Genomic DNA, 12,409 nt, shown 5'->3' with positions numbered 1-12,409 from the left:
AGATCCAGCACCTCTCCTTCAGGGAGAGAGCCCGCCCCGGACTTGATCCGGGGTCGACGCCCGAAGCGCGTCGGGTGAGGGCAGGGCTGTTGTGGCTAGCTGCGGAAACCTGAGGCAGTTCTCTATCCAGCCGAGAACTTCGCAACGTGTCTGCCTCACCCCAACCCCCGTTCCGCGCCCCGGCCCTCGCGTTGCCGCGAGTGCCGTCTCACCCCAAAGGGAGAGGGGCTTCAGTCTGCGTATCTGCGGAATCCTCTGATTCCAACGAGGCTGACGCCTCACCCCTCCGCCAGAAACCCGCCCGACTGCCGCTTCCACAGCTGCGCGTACACGCCATCGCCGGCGACCAGCACGTCATGCGTGCCCTGTTCGACGATACGACCGCGGTCCATGACGATCAGGCGGTCCATCGCTGCGATCGTCGACAGGCGATGGGCGATCGCAATGACCGTCTTGCCCTGCATCAGGCGGTAGAGGTTTTCCTGGATCGCGGCTTCCGCTTCCGAGTCCAGCGCCGACGTGGCCTCGTCGAGCACCAAGATCGGGGCGTTCTTCAGCAGCACGCGGGCGATCGCGATGCGCTGGCGCTGGCCGCCGGAGAGTTTGACCCCGCGCTCGCCCACATGCGCGTCGTAGCCGGTGCGGCCCTTGGCATCGCTCAGCGTCTGGATGAAATCGTGCGACTCGGCGCGCTTCGCCGCCTCGATCATCTCGGCCTCACTTGCATCCGGGCGGCCGTAGAGGATGTTCTCGCGGACCGAGCGGTGCAGAAGCGAGGTGTCCTGGGTGACCATGCCTATCTGCGCGCGCAGCGAATCCTGTTCGATCGTCGCAATGTCGGTGCCATCAATGCGGATCGTGCCGGCCTCGCGGTCGTAGAAGCGCAGCAGCAGATTCACCAGGGTCGACTTGCCGGCGCCCGAGCGTCCGACCAGGCCGATCTTCTCGCCGGGACGCACGTGCAGGTCCAGACCTTCGATGACGCTGCGGTCGTTCTGGCCGTAGTGGAAGTCGACGTGCTCGAAGCGGATGTCGCCGGCGATCTTCGCCAGCGGCTTCGCGTCGTCCGCGTCTTCGACGGTGGGCGCCAGCGAGATCGAGTTGATGCCGTCGCGCACCGTGCCGATGTTCTCGAACAACGCCGACAGTTCCCACATGATCCACTGCGACATGCCCAGCATGCGCAGCGCCAGCGCGATGGCCACGGCGATCGCGCCGGTACTGATCGCGCCCTGCTGCCACAGCCACAGGCCCAGCCCGGTGACCGAGGCCACCAGCAGCATGTTGAGCATGTAGTTCGCGACATTGACGACCGTCACCAGGCGCATCTGCCCGTGCACGGTCTGCAGGAAGCCGTCCATCGCTTCGCGCGCATAAGATTGCTCGCGCTGCGAGTGCGAGAACAGCTTGACGGTCGCGATGTTGGTGTAGCTGTCGACGATACGGCCGGTCATGACCGAACGCGCGTCGGCCTGCCGCTCTGAAATCCGGCTCAGCCGCGGTACGAAACGCCACATCAGCGCGCCGTAGAGCAGGATCCAGCCGAGGAAGGGCAGCATCATCCGCCAGTCGGCTGCAGCGGCGACGATGATCGCGCCGGTGAAATAGACGATGACGTAGTTGCCGACGTCGAGCAGCTTGATCACCGTCTCGCGCACGGCCAGCGAGGTCTGCATCAGCTTGGTGGCGATGCGCCCGGCGAACTCTTCCTGGAAGTAGCTCATCGACTGCCGCAGCAGATAGCGGTGCACGTTCCAGCGAATCCGCATCGGGAAATTCCCGAGCAGGGTCTGGTGGATGACCATCGCGTTGAACCACGTCAGCAGCGGCAGCGCGATCAGCACCAGCACCGCCATCAGGACCAGTCGCCCCCCCTCGGCGGCCATGAAGGTCGCAGGCGTGTGCGAGGTCAGCCGGTCGACCAGCGAACCGACATAGGCGTAGAGCACGACCTCGGCCACCGCGATCAACGCGGTGAACGCCGCCATCAGCAGCAGCCAGCGGCCGCTGCCGCGCACGTAGTGCATGCAGAACGCGAACAGCGTGGTCGGCGGCTGCGTCGGAATCGACGGCGGGAACGGATCGATGCGGTTTTCGAACCAGCGGAGCATGGAGAATCCAGATGCGGCGCGGCAGGCGCGTGGGACAGGCGGTCTATTGTCGACGATGGCGGTCGCCGATGGCGCGACGCGAGGCGAACGCTGCGTCTGGTCAGGGCACGTCGAGCACGATGCGGCCCAGATGATGACGCCCGATCGCGCGCGCGGCCGCCGCTGCATCGGCGAGCGGAAAGCGCGCGTCGATATGCAGATGGAAGGGGCCGCGCGCTGCGGCGCGGCAGGCCGCGTGCACCTGGAGCGCGCCGGCGCCGGCACCGAACGTCGAGGCGGCAATGTCGTCGCGCACGGGGGGCGCCGTGACGCCGCGTGGCCAGGCGATACGTCCGCCTGGGCGAAGCGCATCGACGATCACGCCCGCATCCGGTGTCTGCGCGGTCAGCAGCGCGGCATCGAGCCCGTCCGGGGCGAAGATCCGCAGGGCCGGCGCCAGTGCATGGCGTCGGCCGTCGATGGCCATGTCCGCACCGAGCCGTTCCGCCAGCGCCACGCCGTCCGCTCCAGAGGCGACCGCGAGCACGCGCGCCCCGCGCTGGCGCGCGAACTGCAGGGCCATGTGGCCGATGCCGCCACTGGCGCCGAACACCAGCGTGGTGTCGCCGGGGCCGAGTGCCAGCGCGACCGCGATCGCGTGCATGGCCAGACCGCCGTCGACCGGCAGCGCCGCCGCCTGCGGCAGAGTCAGACGCGGCGGCACCGGCCAAAGATGGTCCACATCGACGACGACGAACTGCGCGTGGAAACCCTGCTTGGGACTGCGCAGCGGCAGCAGACCGCAGACCCGGTCGCCCTCGCGCAGCCGCTGCACGCCGGCGCCCACTTCCACGACCGTGCCCGCACCTTCGGCGCCCGGCACATACGGGAACACCGGCGCGCCGGCAGCGAACGGTGCCAGCATGCCTTCGCGCTCCAGCACGTCCCAGCGACCGAAGCCCGCCGAGAGCACGCGCACCAGCGCCTGGCCGGGGCCGGGCAGGGGAATCGGACGTTCAACCAGCGACAGCACCTCGGGCCCGCCGAAGCGCTCGAAGGCGAGGGCGAACATGGTGTCGTCCGCGGTCTCGCACGCGATGCCGACCTCATCGGAACCGGAAGCGGGGTGCGGCGTGCAGTCGTCGAAGGTCATCGGGCGGCCATGGACAGCAAAGGAATTGGCGCGCAGGCTATGACCTCAACCAATGTTGAGGTCAAGCGATGGCGACGCGTGCACGGCGTGCGGATGAGGTGCTCTCGGTCGGCGAACTGGCCGCGCGCAGCGGTGTGGCGGTCTCGGCGCTGCATTTCTACGAGCGCCAGGGCCTGATCCACGGTGGCCGAAACGCAGGCAACCAGCGGCGCTATGGCCGCGAGGTGCTGCGCCGCGTGGCGATCATCAAGGTCGCGCAACGTGCCGGCATTCCGCTGGCCTCGATCCGTGAAGCATTGGACACATTGCCCGACGGGCGTACGCCGACCACCGCCGACTGGACGCGGCTGTCGCGCCGCTGGCGCGCAGAACTCGACGCGCGCATCGACCAGCTCACGCGCCTGCGCGACCAGCTCGACGGCTGCATCGGTTGCGGCTGTCTGTCGTTGAAGGCCTGCCCGCTGCGCAATCCCGAGGATGTCGCCGGTGCGCGCGGGCCGGGCGCGCGTTACCTGGAAGGCTGAGGCGGCTCAGCCGGAGGCGGCGTCGATGCCGGCGCGCGCTTTTTCTTCTTGTTCGGACTTGCGACTGACGCGATCCGCGCGGCGAGGCTGTCGCCCATCGAGCGGCTGAAACGCGCCAGATCGGTGACCACGAGGCCGCGATACCAGGCGATGCCGGCGACTGCGTCGATCGCCTTCTCATCGCCGACCGTCACGGCGAAGGCGTGCGTCCACGCATCCTCGACGTCGAGCGCCACCGCGTACGGCAACAGCCGCACATAGCGCGCCGCATCGAGCGTGGGCACCGCGGGCGCATCGCCGTGACGGCGTCCCGCCTTCGCGGCGCCGGCCAGATGACGCCGCAGACCTTCCGCGTGCGCGAGCAACTGCCGCCCTTCGGTCGTGGGCGCACGCACCAGTAGCGCGAACGCGAGCAGCATCGGCGCCATCAACACGACCACCAGCACCGTCGCCGGCAGCGAAGGCGAGTGCCGGGCGAGCCACAGGGCCGACACCCCTGCCGCGAGCGCGATCACCAGCGCGCCGAGGATGCTGCCGCCATGCGCGCGAAACAGCGCCGGCACGAAACGTTTGCGCAGGGCGAGTTCGTGGGCCTTGCAGGCTTGCGCGACCCGCGCCTGCTCGCGGCTGCGCAGGTCCACGGTGTCATCGGGTTCCGGCAGCAGCGCGGTCAGCTGTGCGCGCTGTTCCATCGTCGGCAGTGTGTGTGCGCCTGCGTGCGTGCGTTCGATCCGCCAGCCGGTACGCGCGCCCTGCGGTGTGCGATGGAGGCACAGGTGATCGTCGACCGCGCTGGCCAGCAGGTCCGCTGCGAAGCTGCGTGCGTCGTAGCGCATGCGGCGCAGGTAGCGCAGGCCTGCAGGCGAAAAGCCGGCCGGTGGTTCGGGGCGCTCGGGGACGGCGCCCGGCGTCTGCGGATGGCGGACGCGACGCCAGCGCAGGACGCAGTACGCCGCCAGCACCAGCAGTCCGGCCAGCGCGACCAGCAGTCCGGCATTGTCCTGCAGCCACCAAAGGGCGCGCTGACGCGGCGGCGGCGCTGCGATTACATCCTTGGGAAATGCCAGCCGCACGTGCAGCCCGGTGTGCGGCTGCAGCGCCTGCGTCAGCGTCCAGCGCGCGGTGCCTGCGGCCGACAGGGCCACGTGGAAATCGCGTCCGGCCGCGCCGGTGATGCCTTCGGCGCGCAAGGTCTCGACCGCGACGGCCTGCGGCAGGGTCACCGTGACCGAGCCCTGTTCGACCGGGACGGACTGGTCGCTGCCGATCGCGTCGAGCGACAGCCCATCGCGCGTGTCGCCGAACAGCGGTTGCCGCGTGGTGCGGTAGTGCAGCGTATACACGGGCTGCGACGGCACTTTCAGATGCCCGGCATCGCCGGTGCGCAGCCGCAGCACGCGACCAACCCGTTCGATCCGCCACGGTTCGACGCGGCCGTCGCGCAACACGTCCTGCATCTCCAGATCGGTGACCACGACATCGCCGTGTGGATCGCGATCGCGGACCTGGAAGTCGCGGACGAGACCATGGCGGAACGTGCGGCCTTCAGCGCGCAGTTCGATGCGCTCGGTGACATCGAGGCGGCCGTCGGCGAGCACGCGCACGTCGACGTCGTGACGCAGAATCCGCTCCTGCGCCCACACCGGCAGCGCGAGGCAGGCGAGCAGCAGGAGCGCGCACCGCATCAGCGCGCCAACTCCACCGGCATCGGCTGCCGGCTGCCGTCGTCGGCCTGGAAGAAGTCGGCCTGGTCGATCCCCGTCAGCCGCGCGACCAGCGTGTCCGGCACGCGTTGCACCGCGTCGTTGAGATCGCGCACGGCACCGTTGTAGAAGCGTCGCGCGTACTGCAGCTGCGTTTCCACATCGACGAGATCGGTCTGCAGCTGCGCGAAATTGTCGCTGGCCGCGAGCGCCGGATAGGCTTCCTGCAACGCGATCAGGCGGTTGATGCCGTCGCCGAGCGATTGCTCGAGATCCGACAGCGTCGCGGCATCCGAGGTGTCCATCGCCCGCGTGCGCAGGGCGGTCACCGCGTCCAGCGTGGCGCGTTCGTGACCCGCGTAGGCCTGCACCGCGTTGACGAGCTGCGGCACCAGATCGTGACGGCGCATCAGCTGCACATCGATATCGGCCCACGCAGTCCGCATCTGGTTGCGCAGACGCACCAGCCGGTTGAACACGACGACCGCCCACGCCAGCAGGGTCGCGAGCAGCAGCGCGCCGACGACGACGGTGGTCATCGACGACCGCCTGCGATGTTCCGGGCTCGAGGCATGGGCCATGCGGCAGTTGAGAAGCGACTGAGCATACCCGCTGCAGGTAAGGCGATGACCCCGGGTAGACCCTGCTTCCCGAGTGCTTGCCGGCCATGGTGCAATGCGTACACTCGGTCCCCTTGACTGCAGTCCCGCGAGGAAGATCACGAATATGAACACCCTACGCTTGTCGCTGTCGGCCGCCCTTCTGGTCGCCGTCGCTTCTGCTGCACATGCACAACAGCCTGCGCCGCAACCCGCAGCGCAACCGGCCGCCGCCGCTCAGCAGCCGCTGACGCCCGAACAGCAAGCGCAGGTCGCGCGACAGGACGCCGAGATGGGCGCTGCAGCGTTGCAGGTCATGCAGATGATCGACGGCAACCGGGCCGGTGAAGTCTGGGACGGTGCCTCGGCGACGATGAAGAGCGCGGTGACGCGCGACGAATTCGTGCGTCAGCTCAACATCGACCGCAACCGCCTCGGCGCGCCGACCAAGCGCGACCAGCCGGTCGTCAGCCGTTCGCAGTTCCGCGCAGGCGAAGCGGTGCCGGAAGGGATCTACATCAACGTCGCCTCGCCTACCACGTTCGCCAGCCAGCCGCAGGCCGTGCGCGAGCTGGTGTCGTTCCGTCTCGACGAGGACCGCACCTGGCGCCTGTCGGGCTACAGCGTCCGCTGAGCCCGATCGTCGGATCGATTTGCCGGACGGCGCCTGCGGGCGCCGTTCGCGTTTGTGCGACTCAGTGCGCCGCGACGACGCGGATGACCTGTCCATCGAGCTCGACGGTCTGGTCCGCGCGGATCTTGCAGGTCTTGCGCAGTTCGACCACGCCATCGACGAACACCGCGCCGCTGGCGACGATGGCCTTGCCGGCGCCGCCGCTGTCGCACAGCCCCGCGAGCTTGAGCAACTGGTTGAGTTCGACGTGGTCGCGTTCCAGCGGGAAATCGATTGGCGCGGGCATCGGTCGGTCTCGTTGTGCGGACCGGCATTATCGGCCATCGCGCCGTTGAGTCGCGTCGTCGACCGATCCGCTGACCGGACTCGCGAATCGTCGCGCGGTCCCGCGTGCGCTGGACCAGCCGATCATTCAGGCGCACGCAGTGCGAATCGTTGTCCGCGGCGATCGTCGACATCGACCATTTCCAGATCGATCAACGATCTGCATCGCCACGCTGACGGCGATCGCGTGCTGCAGACGCTGGGCGCGATGTTGTCGTCGACAGACGCCACGCTTGGACGCGTGGCGCGGTTCGGCGGCGATGTATTCGTTCGGCTGCCACCCGACCGCGCGCTCGCCGATGCCGCGCGCGAATCGGAATACCTGCGCTGAGCAATCGCGGCGATGCCGACGGGGCTGCCGGTGACGATCAGCGTCGGCGTCGCTGCGCTGCACCCCGGCGAAGAAGCGTCCTCCATGCGCGCCCGCGCGGAACAGGCGCTGTACAAAGCTCAGCACGAGGGCCGGGACCGGGTCTGTGCGCTGGCCTGAGGCGTGCAGCGCGACTTGAGCCTCAGTCCGCGATCTGCTTGGCTTCGCCGGCGGCCAGGTTTTCCGGATGCACGATGCGTCGCGGACGCGACAGCAATGGATAGACCAGCACCGCGGCCAGGATGATCGCGACGCCCGCATAGAAGCGCGGCGTCAGCTCGTGCTGTTCGCCGAGCAGCACAATGGCGAGTGCGATCGCGTAAACCGGTTCCAGATTGACCGCGAGCTGCGCGGCGAACGCGCTCATGTGCCGCAGCGCGACCAGTGATAGTGCGAACGGCAGCAGCGTGCAGGCGAAGGCGAGCAGCAGCAGATAGGCGCCGTCATGCAGGCTCGGCAAAGTCAGCAGGCTGCCGGCGAAGGCCGGGAACAGCAACGGCATCAGTGGCGCGAGCAGGGTCAGGGTCAGCGTACCGGCGCCGAGTTCGAGCGCGGTCACCGTCAGCGGATCGGCGCGTTCGACCAGCCGCTTGTTCAAGGACCCGAAGCAGGCCACAAACAACGCAGACAGCGCGCCGACCGCCACACCGACGCGCATGCCGTCGGGAATGCCGCCGACCACCAGCGCCACGCCCGGCAGCACGGCGACGCCGAGCGCAAGCTCGCGCCAGGAGAACTGGCTGCGCGCCACCAGCGGTTCGATCAGCGCGATGAACACCGTCGCCAGCGCCATGCAGGTCGCCGCGACCGACGCATTGGCGAGCTTCACCGCGCCGTAGAAGGTCAGCCAGTGCAGCGCGACCAGTGCGCCGACACCCGCGTAGGCCAACAGCAGACGCGGCGGCAATGCGCGCACGCCACGCCAGACCCGCGGCAGCAGCATCAGCGTGCCGGCGACCAGCAACATGCGCCACCACACCAGCGGCAACGCGGGCAGGGTGATCAGCTTGCCGAGGATGGCGGTGAAGCCCCACAGCAGGACGCAGAAGTGGATCTGCCAGTGGGCTTTCGTCGTGGGCTGCATCGGGAGGGCGCCGGCAAGGGCGCGCATTATCCATCGCCGATGCCCGCCGCGGGCGAACGCCTGTCAGCGCGGCGGGGCGTTGCTGTTCGACGGCGACGGTTCCGCGTCGGCCTGCCGTTGCTGCGCCCGTCCCAGCCAGATTCCCAGCGCCGCCCAGACCAGCGCCAGCGGTACGACCACGCTGACCAACCCGCCGAGCGCCAGGCCCAGACGTCCGAGCACGCCTTCGGTCTGCGCACCGACCACATCGCCGACGCGGTAGACGAACGTGTCGATGAAGGCCTTGGCCTTGTACTTGTCCTCACGGCCGACGACGGTGAACAGCGTTTCGCGCGCGGGGCGGGTCAGGCCGCGCTGGATCGCGCGGTTGGTTGCCTCGAGCAGGATCAGCACCAGGAACGAGCCGTAGATCGCCAGACCGATGAAGCCGACTGCCATCGCGATCGGCAGCAGCGCCAGCGCGAAGGCCAGCCCGAGCCGGCGGATGATGTGGCCGGTCAGCGTGACCTGCAGCACCAGCACCGCGACCTGGGTCCACATGTCGATATTGCCGAGCAGCCCGGTGCGCGCATCGAGATCGGTTTCCGCGGCGGCCACCATCTGCAGGCGGGTGAAGTAGATGAAGGTCGCGACGATGGTCATGATCACCACGTAGCCGGCGATGCCCATCAGATAGCGCGATGCGAACACCGCGCGGATGCCGGCCAGCGCGCTGCCGCCGATGCGGACGGCTTCCGGGTCCTGCACACGCGCATCGCGCGGCCCGTCGCTGCGCAGCCGCACCAGCCACCAGGCCTGCGCGATCGACGCGGCCAGAAATCCCGCGGCGACCAGCAGCAGCGCGGGCGTGCCCAACGGTTCGGCCAGTCGCGCGGCGAGCCAGGGGCCGAAGATCGCGCCGAGCGTGCCGCCGACCGCGATCAGCGCGAACAGACGCTTGGCCTGGTCACTGTCGAAGCGATCGGCCAGCAGGGCCCAGAACACCATCGTGACGAACAGGTTGAAGACGCTGAACCAGACGTAGAACACCTGGCCGCTGCGCGCACCGACCGCGCCCGGTGCGAACACCAGCAGCGCCCAGAAGCCGACCAGACTCAGCGCGAAGAACGCGTACGTCGCCGAGATGAAATGCAGCCGCCGCAGCCGCGACACCAGCCAGCCGAACACCGGATTGACCAGCAGGGTGACCACCGCGGTGCCGATGAACAGCCAGCGCACGCTGTCGAGCCCGCGCTCCATGCCCAGTGCATCACGCGCCGGCCGCAGCATCATCAGCGCAGTAAGGATGCAGAAGAAAAATAGGCCCGCGACGAGCACCGGCGCTGCCTCGCCGCGTCGCAGGTTGAACAGGTCGGCGATCTTCCCGTCGGACATCGCGGGGCGGCCGTCAGGCGAACTGCGCGACGAGTTCTGCCTGCTGCGCTTCGCTCAGCAACGCACCGCTGCCCGCACGCAACTGGTCGGCCTGGCGGTCGGGACGTCCGGTGGCCGGGATCACCGCGGTCACCGCAGGATGGCTGATCGCGAACTTCAGGAACATCTGCGACCACGAGGTCACGCCGACATCGGCGGCCCAGCCCGGCAGCACGGTGTCGCCGACGCGCGCGAACAGCTTGCCGTCGTCGAATGCGCGGTTGATCAGGACGGCGACCCCGAGCTCCTGGGCGACCGGCAGCACGGTCTGCGCGGCCTGGGGTGCATTGACCGAATAGTTGACCTGCACGAAATCCGGACGATGTGCGCGCATCGCGGCGACCAGGGCGGCGTGTCCGCTTTCAAGATAGTGGGTCAGGCCGATGTACTTCGTCGCGTGCGCTTCCTTCAGCTGCTGCGCGTACGGCCAGGCGATGTCGAGCGCACGCAGGTTGTGGACCTGCAACAGTTCGACGTGATCGGTCTGCAGACGGCGCTGGCTCTGTGCCCACTGAGCCTCCATCGCGGCGCGGTCGTCGGCGGCGATCTTGGTCGCCAGGAAGCAGCGGTCGCGCCAGCCGCCGGCGGCGAGCAATGCGCCCAGCACCTCGTCCGCGTTGGTGTAGTTGGGAGACGTGTCGAACAGCGTGGCGCCGCCGTCGAAGAAGACCTGGATGGTCTCCTGCAGGCGGGCGAAGTCCGGCGAGTCGAGCGCGATCTCGTAGCTGCCGGACGTGCCGGCGCCGATCGCCGGCACGATTTCGCCGGTGGACGGAATCGCGCGCGTGATCAACGTGCCCGGACTGGCGGCGGGCGGCGGCGCGGCGCCCGCTGATGCCGGCAGCGACGGTGCAGCGGTATCGCGGCTGCAGGCCGCGAGTGGGGCTAGGGCGAGGCCGGCGGCGGCGAACGAGGCGGCGCTGAGGAAATGGCGACGGGACGACATGGCGGACGCTCCTGCATCGGGTCGGGTCGCGATCATAGGCGGTTCGCCCGGATCGGGTCCCGGCGTCCGTTGGACAAGCCGAGCGCGCGCGGTGCCGAACTTCCAGCGCGTTTGACATTTCCGGTCCGCATCATGAAAACCATCGGCCACGACGCGGCTTCGACAGGGACAGACTGTACGCTGTGCGCCCGGCCGGATTTGACCCGTCATGCCGGTTCGCTGCAGCTCGTGTTGCCGCCCAGGCGCGACCGTGACGGCGAAGCCAAGGGGGTGGCCGGGTCCATGGCCTGGAGGGCCGACGCAACAATGACGCTGGACGAACGCAAGCTCGCGGTGAATGAGCTGAAGCTGGGCATGTATGTCTGTCGTCTCGACCGGCCGTGGGAAGGCACGCCGTTCCTGCTGCAGGGGGTGATGATCGAATCCGACGACGATATCCGGACGTTGGACGGGCTGTGTGCGCATGTCTTCATCGATGTCGAGCGTGGTACTGCGCCGGTCGGCCCAGCGTTGCAGTTGATGGATGCGGTGCCGTCGAAACCGATCACGCCTGCGAAACAGAGGTGGCGCGCCTACGGTAACGACGAGATTGCCGCGTTGCGAGGGGCGGCGACGTATCCCGAGCAGGTCGAGTTTGAGCAGGAGTTGCCGCAGGCGCGTCGAGCGCATGCGCAGGCGGCGGCGTTCGCCGAGCGCGTGCTCGACGACGTGCGCGAGGGTCGTGCGGTCGCGGTCGAGGAAGTCCGCAGCGCAGTCGAGCCGATGGTGCGTAGTCTGGTGCGTAATGCCGATGCGTTTCTCTGGCTGGACGCGCTGCGCGCGCGCGGTGCCTACGAATACCGGCACGCCCTGACGTGCAGTGCGCTTGCTGCGGCCTTCGGCCGACACGTCGGCTTGCCGCAGGACCTGCTGATCGATATGGCCAGCGGCGCGCTGTTGCTCGATGTCGGCAAGTTGCGGCTCGATCCGGATCTGATCGGCAGCAGCGCCGCGTACGACGACGATGCGCGCCGGCGGATGCAAGCGCATGTCGAACAGGGTCTCGCGATCGTCGATGCCGGCGGCGCAGTGCCCGAACATGTCCGCGACATGATCCGCACGCACCACGAATGGGTCGATGGCGGCGGCTATCCACGTCGTATCGAGGGCGATTCGATTCCCTTGCTGGGTCGGGTCGCGGCGGTGGTCGACGCCTACGACGCGATGACCAGCGAGCGCCCGCATCAGCCGGCGGTCGCCCAGCACATTGCGTTGCAGTCCCTGTACCGCGCGCGCGGCAGCCAGTTCGCGGCCGAGATCGTCGAGCAGTTCATGCAGTGCTTGAGCGTCTATCCGATCGGCGCGCTGGTGGCACTGAGCAGCGGCGAGGTGGCGATCGTCTCGGCGCAGAATGCCGCGCGCCGATTGCAGCCGCGGGTGATGGTGCTGACCGATCCGGACAAGCAGGTGCTGTCGCAGTTCCACTCGCTCGACCTGATGGTGCGGGCCAACAGCGACGACCCGGTGCGGATCGCCAGCGCGCTTGCGCCGGGCGCCTACGGCCTGGATCCGGTCGACCTGTTCCTGTGA

13 protein-coding genes are annotated in these 12,409 nt (G+C 68.6%); 5 read left to right on the top strand and 8 right to left on the bottom strand.

Features of this window, described 5'->3' with window-relative positions; all coding sequences use genetic code 11:
• Window positions 1-278: 278 nt before the first annotated feature.
• Together ACZ9YD_RS15605 and ACZ9YD_RS15600 are read right to left on the bottom strand one after the other, a co-directional pair.
• Window positions 279-2,111: an ABC transporter ATP-binding protein gene (locus ACZ9YD_RS15605; protein WP_465076189.1), complete on the bottom strand. Its 1,833-nt coding sequence runs from the start codon at window positions 2,109-2,111 to the stop codon at window positions 279-281.
• A 100-nt stretch (window positions 2,112-2,211) separates the two neighbouring features.
• Window positions 2,212-3,243, bottom strand: coding sequence for a quinone oxidoreductase family protein (locus ACZ9YD_RS15600; RefSeq protein ID WP_465076188.1), 1,032 nt, complete (start codon window positions 3,241-3,243; stop codon window positions 2,212-2,214).
• 68 nt (window positions 3,244-3,311) lie between these two features.
• Here ACZ9YD_RS15600 and soxR point away from each other — a divergent pair, with 68 nt between their 5' ends.
• A complete protein-coding gene (gene soxR, locus ACZ9YD_RS15595) occupies window positions 3,312-3,767 on the top strand; it encodes a redox-sensitive transcriptional activator SoxR (RefSeq protein ID WP_332076491.1) in 456 nt (151 codons plus the stop codon).
• Here the strand turns inward: soxR and ACZ9YD_RS15590 are convergent.
• Both ACZ9YD_RS15590 and ACZ9YD_RS15585 read right to left on the bottom strand, forming a co-directional pair.
• Window positions 3,752-5,452, bottom strand: a complete 1,701-nt coding sequence (locus tag ACZ9YD_RS15590) for a DUF2207 domain-containing protein (RefSeq protein WP_465076187.1) — start codon at window positions 5,450-5,452, stop codon at window positions 3,752-3,754. The genes soxR and ACZ9YD_RS15590 overlap by 16 nt on opposite strands.
• Window positions 5,452-6,009 (bottom strand): LemA family protein, encoded by a 558-nt coding sequence (locus tag ACZ9YD_RS15585; protein ID WP_465076186.1) that lies wholly within the window; start codon window positions 6,007-6,009, stop codon window positions 5,452-5,454. The genes ACZ9YD_RS15590 and ACZ9YD_RS15585 overlap by 1 nt, the downstream gene beginning before the upstream one ends.
• A gap of 187 nt (window positions 6,010-6,196) precedes the next feature.
• On the opposite strand from ACZ9YD_RS15585, the gene ACZ9YD_RS15580 reads away from it, so the two are divergent.
• Window positions 6,197-6,703: a DUF4019 domain-containing protein gene (locus ACZ9YD_RS15580; protein ID WP_465076185.1), complete on the top strand. Its 507-nt coding sequence runs from the start codon at window positions 6,197-6,199 to the stop codon at window positions 6,701-6,703.
• A 61-nt stretch (window positions 6,704-6,764) separates the two neighbouring features.
• Here ACZ9YD_RS15580 and ACZ9YD_RS15575 read toward each other — a convergent pair whose 3' ends face one another.
• On the bottom strand, window positions 6,765-6,989 hold the full coding sequence (locus ACZ9YD_RS15575; RefSeq protein WP_465076184.1) for an RNA-binding S4 domain-containing protein: 225 nt from the start codon (window positions 6,987-6,989) through the stop codon (window positions 6,765-6,767).
• Between the two features lie 225 nt (window positions 6,990-7,214).
• Between ACZ9YD_RS15575 and ACZ9YD_RS15570 the strand changes: the two genes are divergently transcribed.
• Entirely contained in the window at window positions 7,215-7,358 is a 144-nt protein-coding gene (locus tag ACZ9YD_RS15570; RefSeq protein WP_465076183.1) for a hypothetical protein, read from the top strand.
• Window positions 7,359-7,370: 12 nt separating this feature from the next.
• Window positions 7,371-7,517 carry a diguanylate cyclase domain-containing protein gene (locus ACZ9YD_RS15565; protein ID WP_465076182.1) on the top strand — a complete coding sequence of 49 codons (147 nt, stop codon included), beginning with the start codon at window positions 7,371-7,373 and terminating at the stop codon, window positions 7,515-7,517.
• Between the two features lie 22 nt (window positions 7,518-7,539).
• Here the strand turns inward: ACZ9YD_RS15565 and ACZ9YD_RS15560 are convergent, their stop codons facing one another.
• The 3 genes from ACZ9YD_RS15560 to ACZ9YD_RS15550 form a co-directional block, all read right to left on the bottom strand.
• Window positions 7,540-8,481, bottom strand: coding sequence for an EamA family transporter (locus ACZ9YD_RS15560; RefSeq protein WP_465076181.1), 942 nt, complete (start codon window positions 8,479-8,481; stop codon window positions 7,540-7,542).
• 63 nt (window positions 8,482-8,544) lie between these two features.
• Window positions 8,545-9,855 carry an NTP/NDP exchange transporter gene (locus ACZ9YD_RS15555; RefSeq protein ID WP_465076180.1) on the bottom strand — a complete coding sequence of 437 codons (1,311 nt, stop codon included), beginning with the start codon at window positions 9,853-9,855 and terminating at the stop codon, window positions 8,545-8,547.
• 13 nt (window positions 9,856-9,868) lie between these two features.
• Window positions 9,869-10,840: an aldo/keto reductase gene (locus ACZ9YD_RS15550; RefSeq protein WP_465076179.1), complete on the bottom strand. Its 972-nt coding sequence runs from the start codon at window positions 10,838-10,840 to the stop codon at window positions 9,869-9,871.
• Window positions 10,841-11,146: 306 nt separating this feature from the next.
• Here ACZ9YD_RS15550 and ACZ9YD_RS15545 point away from each other — a divergent pair, with 306 nt between their 5' ends.
• Complete coding sequence (locus ACZ9YD_RS15545; protein ID WP_465076178.1) at window positions 11,147-12,409, top strand: HD-GYP domain-containing protein; 1,263 nt, start codon at window positions 11,147-11,149, stop codon at window positions 12,407-12,409.

The sequence above is a fragment of the Luteimonas sp. AC640a genome, from assembly GCF_979256585.1.
This window is presented reverse-complemented; position numbering and strand designations above follow the sequence as displayed.